Origin of the sequence: Actinoallomurus sp. CA-142502 (assembly GCF_050936355.1) — a bacterium.
Lineage (GTDB): Bacteria > Actinomycetota > Actinomycetes > Streptosporangiales > Streptosporangiaceae > Actinoallomurus > Actinoallomurus iriomotensis.
Genome location: NZ_JBNJMY010000001.1, coordinates 2,943,906 through 2,964,502, shown reverse-complemented (window position 1 = coordinate 2,964,502; position 20,597 = coordinate 2,943,906). Strand labels below are relative to the sequence as shown.

Below are 20,597 nucleotides of genomic sequence, written 5' to 3'. Positions count from 1 at the left end.
TTCTCCCTGACAAGCATCGTCTCGCACTGAAACGCATCACAACCAGGCAGTTTTCGGACAAAGCGAAAGCCCCCAGCCGGCCGGTGGAGGCCGGGAAGAACCCGAGCCGATCATGGGAGGTTCGACGTTAAAACAACGCTACAAGGTGTGAACTTGGTATCAATCTCACACCCTGGACACCCCGCCGGTCCCGGCCGTGCACCGGCGTGCACTCCACTACCTGCATGCTCCGCCGATTCGCCGAGAGGGCTTGACGCCGACCGTGTGCATGTCCCAAGATCCGGGGACACGATATCTCTCGTGTGAATTTCACAGTTTCGGGTGTTCGAATTCAAGCCGTCGGAGGTAGTGATGGCTGCTGCCAGAGCGCGCGACGGCAGGAACGGCCCTGCGCTACGGCGGGGGATGCTCGCCGAGCACGTCCTGACGCAAGGCTCCGCTAGCGCCGCTGAGCTGGCCGAACGTTTCCAGGTCAGCCTCATGACGATTCACCGGGACCTTGACGAGCTGGAGCGCCAGGGCGTCGTGCGCAAGTACCGGGGCGGGGTCACCGCCCAGCCCTCCGGCGTGTTCGAGAGCAACGTCGCGTTCCGCATGAGGACCATGCCGGCCGAGAAGGACGCGATCGCCGGCCGGGCGGTCGAGATGATCGAGCCCGGCATGGCGGTGATGCTCGACGACTCGACCACGAGCCTGGCACTCGCCCGGCGGCTGGAGAACATCACGCCGCTCACGGTCGTCACCAACTTCCTGGAGGGCATCAACCTGCTCGCCCAGATGCGCGACGTCCGGCTGCTGGCCCTCGGCGGCGACTACGACCCCCTGCACGACTCCTTCCTCGGCGTCTCCTGCATCGAGGCCATCGAGCTGTTGCAGGTGGACCTGTGCTTCGTGTCCACCTCGGCGGTCACCGCCGGGTTCGCCTACCACCAGGAGCAGCACATCGTCTCGGTCAAGCGCGCGATGCTCGCCAGCGCGGCACGCAAGATCCTTCTGCTCGACCACACCAAGCTGAGCCGGACCGCCCTGCACCGGGTCGCGCCGCTCAGCGGTTTCGACGGCGTGATCATCGACGCCGGCGCCTCCGAGGAGGCGCTGCGCGAACTCGACGAGCACAAGGTCGCCTACGAGGTGGCCGCCCCATGAACGGCACCGCGACTGGGCTGCGGCCGTACGCGCTGCGGTGCGACCACCGGACGACGCCGCTCGGCATCGGCGGGCGGACGCCGTTCCTGTCCTGGCGGCTGGCCGCGGACGACGACGCGCCTCGCGGTACGGCCCCGGCGGCCTACCGCGTCGAGGTCACGCCGGACGACGACTCGCACGCCGGCTGGGACACCGGCCGGGTCGAGGACCCCGAGGCGATCGGTGTCGTCTACGCCGGCCCGGCGCTCCGCCCTCGCACGCGCTACCACTGGCAGGTCACGGTGTGGACCGCGGACGGGGCGGAGGGACGGGAGCGGTCGTGGTTCGAGACCGGGCTCGACGCCGGTGAGTGGCGCGCGTCCTGGATCGCGAACGACTGGACGGCCGTCGAGGTCGTCGACCCGCCGGAGGAGGGCGAGCGGGCCCTCGACGCCCACGGCCTGCTGCCCTGCCCGCTGCTGCGCCGCGAGTTCTCCGCGAGCACCGCCCCCGTACGGGCCCGCCTGTACGTGAGCGCCCGCGGCCTCTACGAGATGCGGATCAACGGCCGGCGGGTGGGAGACGGCGAGCTGACCCCGGGCTGGACCGACTACCGGCACCGCGTCCAGTACCAGACGTACGACGTCACCGCGCTGGTCCGCGAGGGCGGCAACGTCCTCGCCGCCACGCTCGCGGACGGCTGGTGGAGCGGCTACGTCGGGTTCGAGCCGCGCCGGCCGGGCGCGCACTACGGAGGCTTCCCGCAGTTCATCGCCCAGTTGCACCTCGACTACGCGGACGGGTCGTCGCAGGTCATCGGCACCGATGAGCGGTGGCGAACGAGCGACGGGCCGATCCGGTACGCCGACCTGCTCATGGGCGAGTGCCACGACGCGCGGCGTGCCGCCGGCGGCTGGGACGAGCCGGGCTTCGACGACCGCGACTGGCCGGCCGCCCGCGTGGCCGACACCGACACCGCCACGCTCGTCCCGTCGGTGGACGAACCGGTGCGCGCGCTCGGTGAGCTGCCCGCCGCCGCCGTCACACGTATCGGCCCCGAGGCGCACATCGTCGACTTCGGGCAGAACTTCGCCGGCCGCGTCCGGCTGACCGTCCGCGCTCCGCGGCGCGGGCAGCGGATCGTGATCCGGCACGCCGAGACACTCGACGACGACGGCGGTCTCTACACCGCCAACCTGCGCACCGCCGCCGCCACCGACACCCTGATCACCGGTGCCGACACCGTGGTCTTCGAGCCGCGCTTCACCTACCACGGCTTCCGGTACGCCGAGGTGACCGGCCTGGCCGAGCTGAACCCCGGCGACGTCACCGGTGTCGTCCTGCACAGCGACACGCCCCGGGCGGGGACGTTCGACTGTGCGGACCCGGCGATCCGCCGGCTGCACGAGAACATCACCTGGGGGCAGCGGTCGAACTTCGTGAGCGTGCCGACCGACTGCCCGCAGCGCGACGAACGCCTCGGCTGGCTCGCCGACGCCCAGGTGTTCCTGCCGACCGCCTGCCTGGGCGCCGACGTCGCCGCCTTCTTCACCAAGTGGATGCACGACGTGCGCGACGCGCAGGGACCGGACGGCGGCTTCTCCAACGTCGCGCCGCGCCTGGCCGGTGTCGCGGACGAGGGCGCGCCCGGCTGGGGCGACGCCGGTGTGCTGGTCCCGTGGCACCTGTACCGGGTGTACGGCGACCAGCGGTTCCTCGCCGACTCCCTGGACGCGATGTGCGCGTGGGTCGACTTCGTCCACCGGCACAACCCCGACCTGGTCTGGCGGCACAAGGTGGGTCCGCACTTCGCGGACTGGCTCTCCATCGGCCGCCCGACGCCGCGCGAGGTGGTCGCCACCGCGTACTTCGCGCACAGCGCGGAGCTGACCGCGCGCGCCGCCCGCGTGCTGGGCGGCGACCAGGCCGACCGGGCCGAGCGGTACGCCGCGCTCGCCCGCGACGTGCGCGCGGTCTTCACCGCGCGGTTCGCCGGACCGGACGGCCGGATCGAGGGCGACACGCAGACCGCGTACCTGCTCGCCCTCGCGTTCGACCTGCTCCCCGACGACCTCGCGAGCCACGCCGCCCGGCGGCTGGCCGCTCTGGTCGAGGAGGCCGGGCCCGGCCTGACCACCGGCTTCCTCGGAGTCGGGCTGATCGCGCCGGTCCTGGACCGCTGGGGCCGCGCCGACCTGGTCCACGCCCTGCTGCGGCGCACCCGCCGGCCGTCGTGGCTCTACCCGCTGCGGCACGGGGCCACCACCATCTGGGAACGGTGGGACGGCTACACCGAGGAGCACGGCTTCCAGGCGCCCGCCATGAACTCCTTCAACCACTACGCGCTCGGGTCGATCGGGGAGTGGCTGTACCAGGGGCTGGCCGGGCTCGACCAGGCGCCCGCCTCGGTGGCCTACCGCGAGCTGGTCGTCCGGCCGCGGCCGTTCGACGGCGAGCCGTTCTGGGCGGAGGCGGCGTACGACTCGGCGCGCGGCCGGATCGCGGTGCGCTGGCGGCAGGACGACGACGGGTTCCGGCTGGACGTGACCGTCCCTCCGGGGGCGACGGCGACCGTGCACGTACCCGGCGACGATCACGCCGCCGTACGAGAAGGAGAACACCCGGCCGGCGAGAGCCCCGGGGTCGAGTTCGTCGGTATCGAGACGGCCGCCACAGGCGGAAAGACGCTCGTATACCGCGTGGAGTCGGGGGACTACCGATTCTTTGCCAGGAGGACAGGATGACACTCCGATTCGAGCGGAACCGCAGAGAGTTCCTGCGTGCGGCGGGAGGGCTCGCCGCCGTGGCGGCGCTCCCGGTCTCTCTCGCCGCGTGCGGCGGATCGTCCGGCGGGGGCGGCGGCAAGACGCTGCGCCTCGTGGGCGTCGCCGACCAGCAGAAGGCGCTGGACGAGCTGACCAAGCTGTACACGCAGGCGAAGTTCTCGACGTCGTACGCGCCGACCGACCAGGTGCAGACGTCGCTGCGCACCCAGCTGGGCGCCGGCAACGCGCCCGACGTCCACGTCGTCTACCCGGGCAACGGCAGCGCGATGTCGATGGCGCAGATCGCGCAGGCCGGTCTGCTCGCCGACCTCAGCGGCCAGAGCTGGACGCAGAGCATCCCGGCCAACTTCAAGTCCGCGTTCCAGCTCCAGGGCAAGACCTTCATCTACTCGGCCGGGTCGAGCGTCATCGGCGCGATCTACAACAAGAAGGTCTTCGCCGACGCGAAGGTCGAACCGCCGAAGACCTGGAGCGAACTGCTCCAGGTGTGCGACAAGCTCAAGAAGGCCGGCAAGATCCCGATCGCGCTCGGCGCGCAGACGCCGTGGGTGACGCAGCTCATCTCGTACGCGCTCGTGCCCTCGACCGTGTACGCGAAGAACCCGCAGTTCGACAGCCAGATGCAGGCCGGCTCGACCAGCTTCGCGCAGTCGGGCTGGCGCGACGCCTTCACCATGTACCTGCAGCTCCAGCAGCGCGGGTTCTTCAACGACAACCCCAACGGCACGACGTACGAGCAGCAGACCTCCATGGTCGCGACCGGCAAGGCGGCCATGGCCGTGCAGGTGTCGGCGGTGCTGCCCGACTTCCGCAAGGCCGCCGCGAACGCCGACGACCTGGCGATGTTCCCGTTCCCCGGCGCGGACACCGCGGCGAACGTGTGGATCCCGGCGGGCGTCGTCGTCGGCCTGGGCGTGAGCGCGCGCAGCCGCAACGCGGACGCGGCCAAGGCCTTCATCGAGTTCCTGGGCCGGCCGGAGAACATCAACCGGTGGGCCGAGGCGGTCGCCTGCGTCCCGCTCAAGCGCGACGCGAACTCCAAGATCGACCCGGTGCTGAACCCGTTCCTGCCGTTCATCGACGACAACAAGGCCGTGCCGTTCATGGACCAGGCCTGGCCGAACGCCGAGGTGCAGCCGACCCACTTCGCCGTGGTCCAGGAGCTCCTCGGCGGCAAGACGACGGTGGACAAGGCGCTGGCGAAGATGGACGAGACATACCGGAAGAAGTCATGACATTGACCAGCCGCCGCCCGGCCGGCACGGCGACCGCGCGACCCGCGGCCCGTGCCCGCCGGGCGGGCTTCCTCACCCCGCCGTGGTGGTTCGTCGCCCCCGCGCTGCTCGTGTACGCGGCCATCGTGCTCTACCCGAGCGTCTCCGGCATCGTGTACGCGTTCACGGACTGGAGCGGCATCGGCGACAAGTCCTTCAACGGCCTGGCCAACTTCCAGCACCTGCTCAGCGACGACCAGGCGAGGAGCGCACTCCTCCACACGCTGCTGCTGACCGTCACGATCGTCATCGTCCAGAACGGCGTCGGACTGCTGCTCGCGCTGGGCGTGAACGCGCGCATCAAGTCCCGTACGGTGCTGCGCGTCGTCTTCTTCGCGCCGGTCGTGGTCAGCCCGGTGATGATCGCGTTCCTGTGGAAGTACGTCTACAACCCCGACCCCAAGGCGGGTATCAACGGCATCCTGGGCATGCTCGGCCTGAGCGACCTGCGCCAGGACTGGCTCGGCAACCCCTCGCTCGTGGTCTGGTCGATCGCCGGCATGGTCGTCTGGCAGTACGCCGGGTACTCCATGGTGATCTTCCTGGCCGGGCTGGAGGGCATCCCGGCCGAACTGCGCGAGGCCGCGATGATCGACGGCGCGGGACGGTTCCAGCAGTTCCGCTACGTCACCTGGCCGCTGCTCGCGCCGTCGCTGACGATCAACGTCATGCTCTCCACGATCGGCGGGCTGAAGCTCTTCGACCAGGTGTACGCCGCGACCGGCGGTGGCCCCGGCTACTCCAGCGAGACGCTCTCGACGGTGCTCTACAAGCAGGCGTTCGTCTTCGGCAAGTACGGCTACAGCACCGCGATCGCGCTCGTCCTCGCCCTGTTCGTCGCGGCGGTCTCCCTCGTCCAGATCTACTACCTGCGCGGCAGGGAGGTCGGCGTATGAGCGAACGAAGTGAGCGAATCGACAAGCACAGCACCCCAGTGGTCTCTCCCCCGACGAAGGAGGGCTCATGAACCATCTCCGGTATGGGCTGCGGACGTTCGCGCTCGAGATCGTGATGATCGTGGTGGGGCTGGCGTTCCTGTTCCCGGTCTACGCGCTGGTCGTGCTGTCCCTGAAGGACAGCAAGCAGATCGCGAGCTCGCCGCTGTCGCCGCCGACCTCCCCCACGCTGGGCAACTTCTCCCGCGCGTGGTCGTCGGCGTCGCTGGGCTCGGCGCTGCTCAACAGCACGCTGATCACCATCGCGAGCCTGGTCTGCCTCATCGCGCTGGGCTCGTTCGCGGCGTACTTCCTGGCCCGCTGCGCCTCCCGGCTCGGCTACGGACTGTACGTCCTGTTCCTGCTCGGCATCGTGCTGCCGTTCCAGCTCGGCATGATCCCGCTGTTCAAGCTGGTCGACCACCTGGGCCTGCTCGGCACGTACCAGGGGATCATCGTGTTCTACACCGGCATCCAGCTGCCGTTCACGGTGTTCCTCTACACGGGCTTCATCCGGGCGCTCCCCCGCGACTACGCCAACGCGGCGCTCATCGACGGCGCCTCGCACCTGACGGCGTTCACGCGGGTGGTGTTCCCGCTGCTGCGGCCGATCACCGGCACCGTGCTGATCCTCAACGCCGTGTTCATCTGGAACGACTTCTTCACCCCGCTGCTCTACCTCGGCGGGTCCGCGAAGGAGACGGTCCCGGTGCGGATCTTCTCCTTCGTCGGCCAGTACGTCTCCGACTACGGTCTCGTCTTCGCCGGTCTCGTCCTGGCCGCGCTGCCGATCATCGTGGTGTTCCTGGTGCTCCAGCGGTACGTCATCCGCGGCTTCGCCAGCGGGCTGAAGGGATGACCGGGCTGCCGCCGCGGCTGGCGGAGGTCCTGGCGGAGCCGCCCGCCGCGTTCTCCCCCGCCGCGATCTGGTGGTGGAGCGGTGAGCCGCTGGACCGCGCCCGGCTGCGCCGGCAGCTCGAACGGTTCGCCGCCGGCGGGGTTTACAACCTCGTCGTGCTGAACCTCGCGCCGTCGGGGCCGATGTTCGGCTCCGACGCCGACGACCCGCCGTTCTTCTCCGAGGCGTGGTGGGAGCTGTTCGACGGCGTCTGCGCCGACGCGCACGAGCTGGGCGTCTTCCTGTGGTTCTACGACCAGCTCGGCTTCTCCGGCGCCGACGTGCAGGCACGGCTCGTGGGGGAACACCCCGCGTACGCCGGGCGCTGGCTGGAGCGTTCCGGTCAGGTCGTGCGCCGCGGCTTCGACTACCTGTCGCGGGACGCGTGCGCCACGCTCATCGACCGCGTGCACGGGGAGTTCGAACGCCGGCTGCCGCACTGGCTGGGCACCGTCATCGCCGGGTCGTTCCAGGACGAGCTGCCGGCGCTGCCGACCTGGTCACCGGAGTTCGCCGCGGAGTTCGAACGGCGCCGCGGCTACGACCTCGTCCCGCACGTGGCCGCGCTCTGGACGGGCGGCGACGGCGACCCCGCCGTTCGCCGCGACTACCACCGCACCCGCGCCGAACTGGCCGAGGAGGCCTTCTTCCGTCCGCTCGCCGAATGGCACGCCCGCCACGGGCTGCTCCACGGGTGCGACCAGCAGGACCCGGCGCGGGCCGGTCTCCCGGTGGACGGCGTGCGGCTGTACGCCGACTACGCGCGTACGCACCGCTGGTTCGGCGCACCGGGCTCCGACCACCACGGGGACGCGAGGATCCACTCGTCGCTGGCCCACCTGTACGACCGGCCGCGTACCTGGATCGAGGCGTTCCACTCCACCGGCTGGGGCGGCACGCTGGAGGAGACGTTCGACTGGCTGCTGCCCTGGCTGCGCTCCGGTGCGACGCTCTACAACCCGCACGCGGTCTACTACACGACCAAGGGCGGCTGGTGGGAGTGGGCGCCGCCCGCCACCGACTGGCGCCAGCCGTACTGGCCGCACCACCGGGTCTTCGCCGACGCGGTCACCCGGCTGTGCGCGGCGCTCTCCCTCGGCCGGCACGTGTGCGACGTCGCGGTGCTCCTGCCCACCGCGACCGCGCAGACCGGCGCCCGCCTCGACGGCGTCGACGCCGACGCCGAGCGGGCGCAGCTCCTTTATCGCGAACTGGTCGGCGACATGGCCTGGTTCCGGGTGGTCCCCGGCGTCCTCGACCGGCTGCGGGTCGACGCCGACGTGATCGACGATGACTCCGTGCAGCGCGCCACCGTGACCGGCGGGCGGCTCACGGTCGCGAACGAGGCGTACACCACGATCGTCCTGCCCGGCTGCACGGTGCTGGAGGCGGAGACCGCCCGGCTGCTGGAGGAGTTCGCCGCGAACGGCGGACGGATCGTCGCCGTCGGCGCGCTCCCCGCCCGCGTGGTCGGCGGCACGTACGACCTGTCCCGGCTGCGCCGCGCGGTGCGGTTCGTCGGCACGGCCGACGCGCTGACCTTGAAGCACACGGGGCCATTGCGGGTGGAGGCGCCGGTGCCCGCGCTGGTCCGTGAGGTCGGCGGGGCGACGCTGGTCTTCCTCACCGCGGCGTTCCCGCGCGCCACCGACGCCTCGGTCGGCCGGCCCGACGAGCGAGGGATCGAGCTGGGCTGGCTGGACGCCTCGTACGACTTCGACCCCGGCCGGTACGCGACCGAGATGCGGGTGCGGGTGCGCGGCGTACAGGGCCGGCCGCTGCTCGCCGGCCCGTTCGGCGGGACGGTACGGCCGCTCGCCGCCCGGCGCGACGGTGACGTCACCGAGGTCGTGGTGCCCTTCTCCGACGGTCCGGCCGCGCTCCTCATCTTCGACGGGTCGGATCACGATGTGGTCGAGCGGCCGTCGGCGGCGGAGACCCGGCTCGACCTCGGGTCCACGTGGGACATGGAACTCGTCCCCACCATGGACAACACGTGGGGCGACTTCGGCCCTCGTGACGAGCCGCCCGGCCTGGCGCGGTGGGCGTTCCGGCACCGGGTCGAGACCGCGGGCGACGACGGCGTACGCGACGGCTGGGCGGCGGCGGCGTACGACGACGCGAGCTGGGCGACCGCGCACGCGACCTTCGGCCCCCACGCCCTCGCCGCCGGGCCCGATGACCTGCCCGGGGCGGGTACAGGCTGGAAGCCGATCGTCTACTCGACCTCACGCGGGATCTTCAAGGATCCGATCCACCGCGAGACCCTGGGCCCGAAGGGACACGTGCCGGAGGAGTTCATCGACCTCGGCGACGTGCGTGCGGACCAGGCGGTTCGCCTGCGGACCGAGCTGAGTGTCCCCGAGGCCGTGGACGCGACGCTGGCCGTGGGAGCCCCGGCCGCCAAGACCGCATGGCTCGACGGTGCCTCACTCCCCCTGGACGACCACGGCCACCTGGCGACCGCTCCGGTGCGCCTCTCTGCCGGGCCGCACCTGCTCGATCTGCTCCTGAGACCGGAGGAGACCGTACGGCTGCGCGCCCACATCGCGCTGGTCCGGGACCCGCTGCGCTACCGGCGGCCCGAGTGGATCGCCCCGGCCGGCCCCGCCCGGCCCGGCGCCCAGGTCGCACTCAGCACGACGATCGCTGTCGGGGACGTCCCGTCGAACGCCATTTTGCAGGTCGCGGCCGTGGAACCCTGCCGCGTGCTGGTCAACGGCGTGGAGGTGGGACGGCAGGGCGGCTTCGACCCGTACGCCGAGCACGCCGCCCCGCGCGTACGGCGATATGAGGTCGCGGCGGCGCTGCGGCCGGGGCCGAACGAACTCACCGTGGAGCTGACCGAACGCGACACGCCCGCGGCCGTCCTCGCCGACTGGGCCGTCGGTTCCCGTGCGGAGCCGTGGCGGGCGACGCGAGACGGAGAGCCGGTACCGGTCGCGCCACAGCGCCGGCAGTACGGCGATCCGGCGGCGCTGCACCTGTGGCGGCGTCCGCATCCGCTGCCGGAGACCGCCTGGCTGGAGGGAACCGACGCGGACGACTGCGTGATCCCGGTGATCTTCGCCGTGCCGCGCGCCGAGGCGGAACGGGTGGAATGGTTCCGCTTCGCGATCCCACCGGGCGCGACGCGCATGACGGTCCAGACCTGCGGGGAGACACACGTCTTCGTGGACGGTGCCGAATACCCGCTTGCCGACGACGCGTCAGTGGACCTGTCCGGCTCGGGTACCGGCGTACGGTGTGGGGCGCTGCGAGTCCGCACCCGACCGGGACACGAGGGCGGCGCCGCGTTGGCCGCACCGGTACGTTTCACCGTCGGTCCGGGCCGCATCGAACTGGGCGACTGGGAGGCCGCAGGTCTCGCGGAGTACAGCGGAGGAGTCCGTTACCGCCGCCGGATCGACCTGCCGGAAGCCGCGCCGGTGACCCTCGACCTGGGCCGCGTACGCGGAACGGCCGAGGTCACCGTGAACGGCCACCCGGCCGGCACCCGCGTCTGCTCCCCGTACCGCTTCGACCTGACGGACGCGGTCCAGCCGGGCGAGAACGAGATCGAGATCCTGGTGTACGGCACGCTGGCGCCCTACCTGGACGCGGTGAGCCCCACCCATTTCGTCTTCCCAGGCCAACGCGTGTCCGGCCTCTTCGGCCCGGTCCACCTTCTGGTCAGGCGCTGATCTCGAACTCCACAAGCTTGACCTCGACACACTCACCGTTCGGATCGCTCAAGGAGCTCTTGACCCAACCGTTCTCCATTGTCACAGCGCCTCCATGACCTTCTCAATCATCTGCCGAGATAGTCCGGTGGGCAAAGCCACCTGGCCAATGCGGTCGTAACGGTTCGCATAGGACTCTACCTCGGCGGTCGCCGGTACCAGCCGACCACCTCCCGGAGAATCGGTGTAAGCGACTGCTCCGGTGTCACCGGAGATGATGGAGAAGCTTCCGGAGAGGCCTGCGTATGCCCCGGTCGACTTGGGCACGACACGGATGTTGACGTTATCCCGCTCGGACATATCCAGAAGGTGCGCCAGTTGCCTGCGCATCACGTCACGTCCGCCGACCGGCCACTCCAGAACACTCTCGGTGGTTAACGCCCACAGGACCGGACACGACGGGTCATCAAGGATCGCCTGCCGCTGCATCCGTTCTTCCATGCGCTCCTCGACGTTGGGATTGTCTCCGGCCTTGATCACGGCGTAGGCGTACTCCGGAATCTGCAGGAGACCGGGGATCACGAGCGCCTGGAAGGTCTTGGCGACCTTGGCCCGCCTTTCGAGGTGGACGTACTGCTTGAGCCAGTTGGGGTCGTGGCCGAGTTGGGCGAAGTGGAGCAGGCGTAGGAAGTGGCCGCCGGTCTTGAAGCGGGCGTCCAGGAGTTTGGCCTCTTTGTCCGTGATTCGGCGGCGGTTCGCCTCGCAGTTGGAAAGATTTGTCGCACTCCGACCGATGATCCTTCCCATCGCCGATTGCGACAATCCGTACTTCTCCCGGTAGAAGCGCAGGTCGTGCGCCAGCCATGCCCACAGCGACGAGTCGGGGTCGATCGCGGGGTGCGGTGCCATAGGAGTCTCCCTGACTTTCCAAGGGCGCGGGAATCCTTACGCCCGTCGATGCGCAAGCTACAGACTTCCGTCATCAACGAATCGACGGATCGGGTTAGGTGGAATGGATGAATCAGGAATAGCACAGAAGCAAAAGTATCGTCTACCGCTACCGCCCCATCCCGTCGCCTCACGACAAGCCCACAAGGTGCTGGAATGGGCGCTTTCGGAGTGGTGTGTCCAGGGCCCTTGCGCCGACGACGCGCATATTGTGCTGAGCGAGTTGGTGACCAATGCGGTCATGCATTCCATGGACGTGTTCACACTCGCTCTTGATCTGCGCGAAAACCAAATAGTGATCGAAGTGTGGGACTGTACCGATGCGACACCTGACGTCACGCTGCCCGACGCCCTCGCGGTCAATGGTCGAGGGATGTTCCTGGTAGATGCGCTCTCAAAAGAATGGGGAGTCCGGCCCGCCGAACGGGGCGGCAAGACCGTATGGGCCACGATCCCCCGATGACCGGCCCGACCTGCTACTCACGCCGAAGGAGGTGGCGGCGATGTTCGGAATCTCGGTCCCGACACTGGCGACCTGGGCCCGGGATGGCGCGCTGCCGTACGTGCCGACCCCGGGCGGCCACCGCCGCTACCGCCGCGCGGACGTCCGCGCGCTGCTGGAGAAGAAGAACACCGCCGACCCCGCGCGTACGGAAATGGAGGAGGACGCGGTACGCCTGTACGAGCAGGGATGGTCGATCCGTCAGGTCGCCGAACGCTTCGAGTGCGGCTACGGCGCCATGCGCCGCATCCTGGCCCGCCACGGGGTCCTCAGATCGAGGAAGCAGGCTGCCGACGACAGGGAGGGACCTTCGTTGGGGACGTTCTCCTGACAGGAGAAAATTCCACTCACAGAAGAACACCGCCACCGAACCACCCCCGCCTCGCGGTCTTCAGGCCGAGGAGGCAGGCGAACGGAAGCGCGATCCCCGCGAAGGTCAGTCGGCGGTGCGGCGGCGGCGGGCGCGCTGGCGACAGGTCGGCCCGCAGTAGCGGGGCGGGCGCCCGGTGGGCCGGACCCGCAGCCGAGCGCCGCATTCCTCGCAGTACCTCACGTCGGAGGCGGCGGTTTCGTGACGCTGAAGGGACGTCGCGTCACGGAACGCCGCTTCTTTCGTGACGGCCGGAGTGCGCAGTCCGTCGAGCAGCAGCCGCACCAGCCGCGTGCCGCGTGCCCGGTCCCGGTGGGCCGCGCGCAGTGCGGCACCGCCGGCGATCAGCGCGGTCAGGTCGTCGACCCGCACGTCGGCGCGTACGGCACCGGCCTGTTTCGCGTTGGTCAGCAGGTCGTCCAGCGCCTCGCGGAACCGCCGCACCGCCGCGGTCAGCAGGGCGTGCGGCCAGCCGCGGTCGGCCGTGAGCGCGTCGCAGACACGTTGGCGGCCGGCCGTTTTCTCGATCACGTCGATGAGGAACCCGAACAGTGCGTCACCGGGCGTGGCGCGGGCGGGCCATCGGCCCGCGGCCGTCACCAGGCCTTCGAGGTGTTCGGCGAGCACCGCCTCGAGCAGGATCTCCTTGCTCGGGAAGTGCCGGTAGACGGTGCCGGCCCCGACCCCGGCACGCTGCGCGATCCGGCCGAGCGACGCCTCCAGCCCCTCCTCGGCGAACACGCGCATCGCGGTGCGCAGCACGACCTCCCGGTTGCGGCGGGCATCGGCCCGCCCGGCCGGCGCGGCGACGGGTACTGCTGCCATGTCACGTAACCCTTTTCGTGGCGGTGAAGCGGGTGGAGCATTCCGGATCGTGCCAGTATCCACCGACCCCGGAACGGACGCCATGACCGCTGTGAAACCGGCCGAATCCGACCACCCGATCGTCGTCACCGGCGCCACCGGCAAGCAGGGCGGCGCCACCGTACGGCGGCTGCTCGCCGAGGGGCGGCCGGTGCGCGCCCTGGTACGCGACACGACCGCACCCGCCGCTGCCGCCCTGGCCGAAGCCGGCGCCGAGCTCGTACGCGGTGACTTCGACGATCCGGCGAGCCTGCCGCCCGCGCTCGACGGCGCCGCCGCCCTGTTCGGCATCCCACCCGTGGCCTTCGGGCCGGCCGGGCCCGAGACCGACCTCGAAGTGGCCCGCGGCCGGGCGCTGATCGACGCGGCGGCCGCGGCAGGGATCGAGCAGGTGGTGTTCAGCACCGTCGCCTCGGCGTCGAGGGCGTCATTCGGCTCGGCGGGGAAGGCGCTGATCGAGGAGTACCTGCGCGACCACATCGCGCTGCCCACCGTGCTGCGCCCGGTCCGGTTCATGACCAACTATCTCGGCGTCGGGTCGAGGATCGACGGCATCTCCGGCGGCGTGCACCGGCACCTGTTCCCACCGCACGAGCCCATGCAGGTCATCGCGCTGGAGGACGTCGCCGAGTTCGCCGCGCTCGCGTTCGCCGATCCGCCCCGGTTCGCCGGACGGACCCTGGAACTCGCCGGTGACGAACCGACCCCGGTCGCGGCCGCCGCCGCGATCAGCGAGGCCACCGGCGTCCCGGTCCGGTACGAGCGGCTCAGCGACGACGAGGCCGCCGAGATCGGCCCGGAGGTCGCCGAGACCAGGAAGCGCTGGCAGGCCGGGCACCGCTGGCACGCCGACATCGAGGCACTACGCGTGATCCACCCGGGACTGCGCACCCTCACCGACTGGCTCACCGAGTCCGGCGCCGCCGCCCTCCGCGCCCATCTCAGCACCGCCTGACCCGGCAAAAGCATTCGAAGTCCCGCGGCTCCGCCGGTAGCCTCTCCGGTCGAACCCCCCGCCCGAAGGATCTTCGTTTGTCTCCTGATCCGGCCACCGTTCACCCGCTCCCGGCGCACGACCGTGTGGTGTTCCTCAAACCGCTGGTCACCTCACCGAAGATCGTCGTGGGTGAGTACACCTACTACGACGACCCCGAGGGCGCGACCCGCTTCGAAGACCGCAACGTGCTCTACGCCTACGGGCCGGAGCGCCTGATCATCGGCAGGTACTGCGCGATCGCGGCCGAGACCAGGTTCCTGATGGCCGGTGCCGACCATCCGGCGATGGGCGTGTCCACGTTCCCGTTCACGATGTTCGGCGGCGAGTGGACCGAGCGGACGCTCGACATCGTCACCGGCATGCCCAGCCGGGGCGACACCGTGGTCGGCAACGACGTCTGGTTCGGCTACCGGTCGACCGTCATGCCCGGCGTACGGATCGGGGACGGGGCGATCGTCGCGGCCGGGGCGGTGGTGACCGCGGACGTGCCGCCGTACACGATCGTCGGCGGCAACCCGGCCCGGCCGATCCGGCGGCGCTTCGACGACGCCGACATCGACCGGCTGCTCCGCGCCGCCTGGTGGGACTGGCCCGCCGACCTGGTCACCGAGCACGCCCGCACCATCATGGCCGGCTCCCCGGCCGACATCGAGCGCATCGCCGCCGAACACCACCCGGAGGAGACCCGATGACGTCCATCGAGGAGTACGACGTCGCCGGCGCCGACGACGGGCCGTACGCGATCACGACCGGCCCGGACGGCGCGCTGTGGTTCACGATGGTCCACAGCGGCCGGATCGGCCGGTTCGTCCCTGGCGGCGAGCCCGTGAGCCATCGGCTCGATCCGGCGTCCGGACCGACGATCATCGTCACCGGGCCGGACCGCGCGCTGTGGTTCACCGAGTACCAGGCACACCGCATCGGACGGATCACGACCGACGGCGCGGTCACCGAGTTCGAGCTACCGGCTCCGGACCGCGGGCCGTTCGGCATCGCCGCGGGACCGGACGACGCGCTGTGGTTCACCGAGACCACCGCCGACCGCATCGGCCGGATCACCACCGACGGCCAGGTCACCGAGTTCGCGCTCCCGGTCACCGGCGCCTTTCCCTCCGCGATCACCGCCGGCGCCGACGGCGGCATGTGGTTCACCCTCAACCAGGGCAACGCGATCGCCCGCATCGGCATGGACGCGGAGATCACCATCCACCCGCTGCCGACCGAGGCCGCCGGGCCGGTGGGCATCACCACGGGCGGGGACGGCGCGCTGTGGTTCGTGGAGATCGCCGCCGGCCAGATCGGCCGGATCGGCACCGACGGCGCGATCACCGAGTTTCCGCTGCCCGACCGGACCGCCCGGCCGCACGCCATCACCCCTGGCGACGACGGCCGGCAGTGGTTCACCGAGTGGGGCGCCAACCGTGTCGGCTCGATCACCCCGGACGGCACGATCGAGGTGCACGACCTGCCCACCCCGAACTCCGAACCGCACGGCATCACCCTCGGCCCGGACGGCGCGCTGTGGGCGGCACTCGAGATCGGCGCACTCGCCCGGCTGACCGGCTGACCGGCTGAGGCCTGATGCCACGTCCGGGCCGTCAGGCGAGGCGGTGGATGTCGCCATAGGCGCGGTAGAAACCGCCACGGCCGGACTCGCGCACCTCGCTGACGACGTAACGGGCACCGCGCTCACGGATCCCCTTCGGGAACTGCACCCGCCAGCTCCGGTCGAATCCCGGGGAGACCACGCGGACCCGAAGGTGGCCGTGCTCTTCGAAGCACTCCACGACGATGCCCCCGCTGCTGTCGTCAACGACGTCGACAGTGGTCGACGGGGTGAGCGTCTCGACCATGGCCGGTGCCTTGACGTCGACGACGTCGGGGACCGAGCCCCGCTCCGCCGACCTGATGGCCTCCTCACTCGCGTCGACGCAGGCCAGTGAGCCGTCCGTGGTCACGATGTACAGGCGCTGGTCGTGGTACTGCATGGAGTAGGCGGCGCCGCAGCCGGTGCCGAGCTTCCACAGGCGCGTGCCCGCCTCGTCGAAGCAGTAGATCGACGCCTGGTTGTCCCCGGCGAAGACGTAGCGGCCGTCCTGTGCGGTCGCGCAGGAGAAGACCGGTGCGTCGCAGTCGTAGGTCTGCTCCCTGCCACCGTCCTTGCGCAGCCGTACGACCGTCCGGGTGGCGGTGCCCGCGTAGACCGTCGATCGCTCCTGCCAGCCGAAGAGCACCGGCCCGGTGGACTGGTGCCACAGCTCGTTGCCGGTACGCCAGTCATAGCTGGTGACACCGCCGCTGTGACCGTGGTGAACGGCGGCGGCGTCACAGCGCACCATCCAGCCCGACGTCCCGCGGCCCTGCCGGCGCCACAGGAACTCGTCCTCGTGGTCGATCGCGACGACGCCACCGCCCGCGTCGGACACACCGAGGATGCCATCGTGGATGTCGAGCCAGTAGATGTCGATGTCCGGGGAGATCTGGTAGGCCAGCCTGGGCACCTTTCCGGACAGGTCATAGACGTTGCCGTCGTCGCAGCCCGCGTAGAGCCAGGCGTCGTCGGCGACGATGCACTTCACCCCGTCGGGCAGCCGGACCTGCTGCACCACCTGGGCGTCGTGCGTCAACGACGTGATCACACCGGCCTCGTTGCCCACCATGCACAGCCGGTCATCGATGAAGATCCCGAACGCCGCGGAGCCCGAGGCGTACCGCCACAGGACCGGAGCCCGTCGCGTCGCCGCGCGGCCGACCGGAGCCGACGCGCCACCGGCCTGGGCGCTCATGACCTGTCGCCGGGAAACGCTCCGCTTTTTCCGGGCTCCGCGTACGGCGGGGGTGTAGCCCTTACGTACCTTTTCCCCGATCTTCTTCGAGGCCATCTCCTTCGCCTTCGCCTCATCGGGGAACGTGCTGGCCTTCCGCTGCCCGGCGTCGCCGATTCGGCCGTACCGGATGGTCATCGTCGTGCCGTCGACCGTGACCTCGTAGAACTTGTGCGCTCTACCGCCCTCTTCGGAAAGTTCGAGATAGGTGGTCTCTTGGGTCGTTTCCACGGACATCGGACCTTCCAAAGGGGGCGGGAGACGAGGGCGCGAGAAGGCGAACAAGCGTCGCCTTTCAGATCGACATCCCAAACCGTACAAGCCGGGTACGACATTTACCTTCTGAAGTGCGGACCGACGATCGCGCCCGCGTCACCCACCTGGCCGAGCGTTCGCTCCGCTATTTCGCGGAAGGCGGTGACCAGGGGGTTGTGGTCATTGGCGTGGGTGACGACCACGACCTGACACGGGTCGATCCCCGTGATGGGAATGGTGGCGAGGTCGTCGCGTAGGGTGCTGCGCCGGTCGCCCGCGGGCAGAATGGCGATGGAATGGCCGCCCGCGACGAGTTCGAGCTTGTCCTCGAAGCTGTCGTCGGCGCTGGGACCGGCCGGTGCGGTGCCGCCGGGGCCTGGCCCGAGGGGCCGGGGCGTACTCCAGATCGTCGGTGTGCTGGTGCAGGCGACGAGCTCCTCGTCGGTGAGGTCGTCGATGCCGATGGACTCCTTGCCCGCCAGGCGGTGCGAAAGCGGCATGACGACGACCCGCGGCTCCTCGTAGAGCACGGTCACGCGAAGATGGTCCGCTTCGAACGGGAGCGGCAGCCGGGCGACGAGCACGTCCACCTGACGCTGCGGGAGGGCATGAGTGTCCTTCCAGTCCAGATGGCGGGTACGGACCTGGGCGTCGGGATGGCGACGGCGCAGCTCCCCCACCGCCGGAGTGACGACCAGGTCCGCGACGTACCCGATGGTGATCGCGCGCGGTGGCGCGGCGGCACGCGCGGTGAGCGCCGCCTGGTTCGCCGCCCGCAGCAGTGCCCGCGCCTGCGGCAGGAACGCCTGGCCCGCCTCGGTGAGGCGGCTGCCCTGCGGGGTGCGATCGAACAGGCGCACCCCCAGCTGGTCCTCCAGGCGCTGGATCTGACGGCTGAGGGACGGCTGAGCCACGTGCAGTGCGGCGGCCGCCCGGCCGAAGTTCAGGTGCTCCGCCACGACCGTGAAGTACCGCACCAGCCGCAGCTCGAGGTCCAGGCGGAGGTCGGGCCCCGCGGGTGGCGAGGGATCGTCGGGCACGCATCCAGCCTACGTCGTCATACGCCGGCCGCATGACGAGGTGCGGAACAGGTCTTGGACAGTGATCTTGGATTGTCATTGACTGTTTTGCATGGGCAAATACGAAGGAAAAAACATCGTTGTCACGGGCGGCAGCAGTGGCTTCGGTTTCACGACGGCGAAGCTTCTGGTGGACGGCGGAGCGCGCGTTCTGATCACCGGACGCAACGAGAGCGCGCTCGACTCCGCACGCGAACGGCTCGGCGAAAACGCCGTTTCCATCCGGAGCGACACCGCGTCACTTTCCGACATCGACGCTCTCGCCGATCACGCGAAAAGGGAATTCGGCACGCTCGACGCCCTTTTCGTGAACGCTGGCATCACCCGGTTCATGCCTTTCGAGGCGATGACCGAAGAGGTGTACGACGAGCTGTTCGCGATCAACACCAAGGGCGCCTACTTCACCGTGCAGAAGCTCGTCCCGCTGCTGAGTGAGGGCAGCGGCGTCGTCCTCACCACCTCGGTCGCGAACGTCAAGGGCATTCCGATGATCAGTGCCTACTCCGCCGGCAAGGCCGCCCTGCGTTCCATGACCCGTAGCCTCGCCCGCGAGCTGCTCCCCCGGAAGATCCGCGTCAACGCGATCAGTCCCGGCCCCATCGACACGGGAATCCTGGACAGGGCCATGCCGAAAGAGGCCGCCGAGCAGACCAAGGCGCAGATGACCGCGGACAACCCCATGCTGCGTTTCGGCGACCCCGAAGAGATCGCCAAGGCGGTCGAATTCCTGGCGTTCGACGCGACTTACACCACCGGCGCCGAGCTCGCCGTGGACGGAGGCGCCTCTCAGCTCTGAGCCCGGCCTGGACGCTCATTTCGTGAAACGAACGCGGAAAAGCGGAAGCCAGGCGAGACTCATGACGATGGCACCGGCCCACAGCGCCGTACGAGTGCCGGCGAATTCGCCGAGCAGACCGGCCAGTCCGGACCCCAGCGCGAGGGCGCCGAAGAGCAGGAATCGCATGGTGGCGTTCATCCGGCCGAGCAACGGGTCGGGCGTGATGCGCTGCCGGAAGCCCACCAGGATCACGTTGTTGACTCCCAGCTGCGTCATGGTCAGCAGCCACGCGCCCCCGGCGATCCACAGCGCGGGGCCGTGATCCACGAACGGGATGGCCAGTGACGCGGGGCCGAGCACGGCGCCGAGGATCCAGGGCGTACGGCCCGGCCCGAGGCGCCGTCCGACGGGTTCGGCGAGCCGGGCGCCGAGGAACAGCCCGATGCCGCCGGCGCCCAGATACGCGCCCAGCGTCCGGGCCGGCAGGTGCAGGTCCCGTACGAACAGGACCGGCAGCAGCGTCAGGATCAGCTGGAGGGACAGGTTGACCAGCGCGCCGGAGAGGGCGATCGCCCGCAGAAACGGCTGGCCTACGACGAACCGCAGGCCCTGGGCGATCTCCTGCCACAGACGGGCCGGGCCGCCGCGCGGCGACGCGGTCTCCCGGCGGCGGACCCGCCACAGACACGCCGCAGACCACAGAAAGCTCGCGGCGTCGACGCCGACCGCGACGGGCGCCGACAGGGCCTGCACCATGAGCCCGCCGAGACCGCGGCCGACGACGTCACTGACGGCGTCGGCGCTGACCAGAGCGGCGTTGGCGGCGGTCAGCCGGTCCCGGCCGACCACGTGCGGCAGGTAGCTCTGGGACGCCACGTCGAAGAAGACGGTGCCGACCCCGGTGAGGAACACGACGACGTCCAGCTGGAGCAGGGAGAGTTCGCCGGTCCACCAGGCGACCGGCACGGACCCGAGGAGGACCGTGCGGGCGAGATCGGCTGTGATCATGACCGGGCGTCGTCGCAGCCGGTCCACCCACGCGCCCGCCGGCAGGCCGACGAGCAGGAACGCCACCGTGCTCAGCGTCGCGAGGAGACCGACCTGCCCCGGCGAGGCGCGCAACGCCGACACCGCGACCAGCGGGATCGCGACGAAGCCGATCTGCGTGCCCAGCAGGCTCACCACGGCCGCGGCCAGGACCAGCCGGAACTCCGGCTGACCGCTCCCGCCCGCCACCGGGTCGGACTGGTCTGATGTCATGCGACCACCGTGCTGGGCGGCGCGGATCGTCTCGACTGA

At 70.3% G+C, this 20,597-nt stretch carries 18 protein-coding genes; 12 read left to right on the top strand and 6 right to left on the bottom strand.

The window, feature by feature from the left end:
* Nucleotides 1–351 precede the first annotated feature (351 nt).
* From ACQEV1_RS14480 to ACQEV1_RS14455, 6 genes are all read left to right on the top strand, one after another.
* A complete protein-coding gene (locus ACQEV1_RS14480) occupies nt 352–1,146 on the top strand; it encodes a DeoR/GlpR family DNA-binding transcription regulator (protein WP_285618142.1) in 795 nt (264 codons plus the stop codon).
* Complete coding sequence (locus ACQEV1_RS14475; RefSeq protein ID WP_433394295.1) at nt 1,143–3,869, top strand: family 78 glycoside hydrolase catalytic domain; 2,727 nt, start codon at nt 1,143–1,145, stop codon at nt 3,867–3,869. The genes ACQEV1_RS14480 and ACQEV1_RS14475 overlap by 4 nt, the downstream gene beginning before the upstream one ends.
* Nucleotides 3,866–5,146, top strand: coding sequence for an ABC transporter substrate-binding protein (locus ACQEV1_RS14470; RefSeq protein ID WP_433394293.1), 1,281 nt, complete (start codon nt 3,866–3,868; stop codon nt 5,144–5,146). The genes ACQEV1_RS14475 and ACQEV1_RS14470 overlap by 4 nt, the downstream gene beginning before the upstream one ends.
* Entirely contained in the window at nt 5,143–6,081 is a 939-nt protein-coding gene (locus ACQEV1_RS14465; RefSeq protein WP_285618147.1) for a carbohydrate ABC transporter permease, read from the top strand. The genes ACQEV1_RS14470 and ACQEV1_RS14465 overlap by 4 nt, the downstream gene beginning before the upstream one ends.
* 67 nt (nt 6,082–6,148) lie before the next feature.
* The gene (locus ACQEV1_RS14460; RefSeq protein ID WP_285618149.1) at nt 6,149–6,979 is read left to right on the top strand and encodes a carbohydrate ABC transporter permease; all 831 of its coding nucleotides are present in this window, start codon (nt 6,149–6,151) and stop codon (nt 6,977–6,979) included.
* Nucleotides 6,976–10,701 carry a glycosylhydrolase-like jelly roll fold domain-containing protein gene (locus tag ACQEV1_RS14455; protein WP_433394290.1) on the top strand — a complete coding sequence of 1,242 codons (3,726 nt, stop codon included), beginning with the start codon at nt 6,976–6,978 and terminating at the stop codon, nt 10,699–10,701. Before ACQEV1_RS14460 ends, ACQEV1_RS14455 begins: the two co-directional genes overlap by 4 nt.
* On the opposite strand, the gene ACQEV1_RS14450 is transcribed toward ACQEV1_RS14455, so the two are convergent.
* Both ACQEV1_RS14450 and ACQEV1_RS14445 read right to left on the bottom strand, forming a co-directional pair.
* Entirely contained in the window at nt 10,691–10,780 is a 90-nt protein-coding gene (locus tag ACQEV1_RS14450) for a DUF397 domain-containing protein (RefSeq protein ID WP_433405901.1), read from the bottom strand. The two genes, ACQEV1_RS14455 and ACQEV1_RS14450, sit on opposite strands and share 11 nt — an antisense overlap.
* Nucleotides 10,781–10,782: 2 nt before the next feature.
* A complete protein-coding gene (locus ACQEV1_RS14445) occupies nt 10,783–11,589 on the bottom strand; it encodes a Scr1 family TA system antitoxin-like transcriptional regulator (RefSeq protein ID WP_433394288.1) in 807 nt (268 codons plus the stop codon).
* Nucleotides 11,590–11,692: 103 nt separating this feature from the next.
* Here ACQEV1_RS14445 and ACQEV1_RS14440 point away from each other — a divergent pair, with 103 nt between their 5' ends.
* The gene (locus tag ACQEV1_RS14440) at nt 11,693–12,091 is read left to right on the top strand and encodes an ATP-binding protein (RefSeq protein ID WP_433394286.1); all 399 of its coding nucleotides are present in this window, start codon (nt 11,693–11,695) and stop codon (nt 12,089–12,091) included.
* Nucleotides 12,015–12,461: a helix-turn-helix domain-containing protein gene (locus ACQEV1_RS14435; RefSeq protein ID WP_433394284.1), complete on the top strand. Its 447-nt coding sequence runs from the start codon at nt 12,015–12,017 to the stop codon at nt 12,459–12,461. Before ACQEV1_RS14440 ends, ACQEV1_RS14435 begins: the two co-directional genes overlap by 77 nt.
* 105 nt (nt 12,462–12,566) lie before the next feature.
* On the opposite strand, the gene ACQEV1_RS14430 is transcribed toward ACQEV1_RS14435, so the two are convergent.
* Complete coding sequence (locus ACQEV1_RS14430; protein ID WP_433394282.1) at nt 12,567–13,325, bottom strand: TetR family transcriptional regulator; 759 nt, start codon at nt 13,323–13,325, stop codon at nt 12,567–12,569.
* A gap of 82 nt (nt 13,326–13,407) precedes the next feature.
* On the opposite strand from ACQEV1_RS14430, the gene ACQEV1_RS14425 reads away from it, so the two are divergent.
* From ACQEV1_RS14425 to ACQEV1_RS14415, 3 genes are all read left to right on the top strand, one after another.
* The gene (locus ACQEV1_RS14425; RefSeq protein WP_433394280.1) at nt 13,408–14,319 is read left to right on the top strand and encodes an NmrA family NAD(P)-binding protein; all 912 of its coding nucleotides are present in this window, start codon (nt 13,408–13,410) and stop codon (nt 14,317–14,319) included.
* A gap of 77 nt (nt 14,320–14,396) precedes the next feature.
* A complete protein-coding gene (locus tag ACQEV1_RS14420) occupies nt 14,397–15,053 on the top strand; it encodes a CatB-related O-acetyltransferase (protein ID WP_433394278.1) in 657 nt (218 codons plus the stop codon).
* Nucleotides 15,050–15,928 (top strand): Vgb family protein, encoded by an 879-nt coding sequence (locus tag ACQEV1_RS14415; protein WP_433394276.1) that lies wholly within the window; start codon nt 15,050–15,052, stop codon nt 15,926–15,928. Before ACQEV1_RS14420 ends, ACQEV1_RS14415 begins: the two co-directional genes overlap by 4 nt.
* Nucleotides 15,929–15,959: 31 nt before the next feature.
* Here the strand turns inward: ACQEV1_RS14415 and ACQEV1_RS14410 are convergent, their stop codons facing one another.
* Both ACQEV1_RS14410 and ACQEV1_RS14405 read right to left on the bottom strand, forming a co-directional pair.
* Entirely contained in the window at nt 15,960–17,423 is a 1,464-nt protein-coding gene (locus ACQEV1_RS14410) for a WGR domain-containing protein (protein ID WP_433394274.1), read from the bottom strand.
* Nucleotides 17,424–17,521: 98 nt separating this feature from the next.
* A complete protein-coding gene (locus ACQEV1_RS14405) occupies nt 17,522–18,481 on the bottom strand; it encodes a LysR family transcriptional regulator (protein ID WP_433394272.1) in 960 nt (319 codons plus the stop codon).
* A 91-nt stretch (nt 18,482–18,572) separates the two neighbouring features.
* Here ACQEV1_RS14405 and ACQEV1_RS14400 point away from each other — a divergent pair, with 91 nt between their 5' ends.
* Nucleotides 18,573–19,316, top strand: coding sequence for a glucose 1-dehydrogenase (locus ACQEV1_RS14400; protein WP_433394270.1), 744 nt, complete (start codon nt 18,573–18,575; stop codon nt 19,314–19,316).
* Nucleotides 19,317–19,331: 15 nt separating this feature from the next.
* Here the strand turns inward: ACQEV1_RS14400 and ACQEV1_RS14395 are convergent, their stop codons facing one another.
* Nucleotides 19,332–20,558, bottom strand: a complete 1,227-nt coding sequence (locus ACQEV1_RS14395; RefSeq protein ID WP_433394268.1) for an MFS transporter — start codon at nt 20,556–20,558, stop codon at nt 19,332–19,334.
* Between the last annotated feature and the right edge of the window lie 39 nt (nt 20,559–20,597).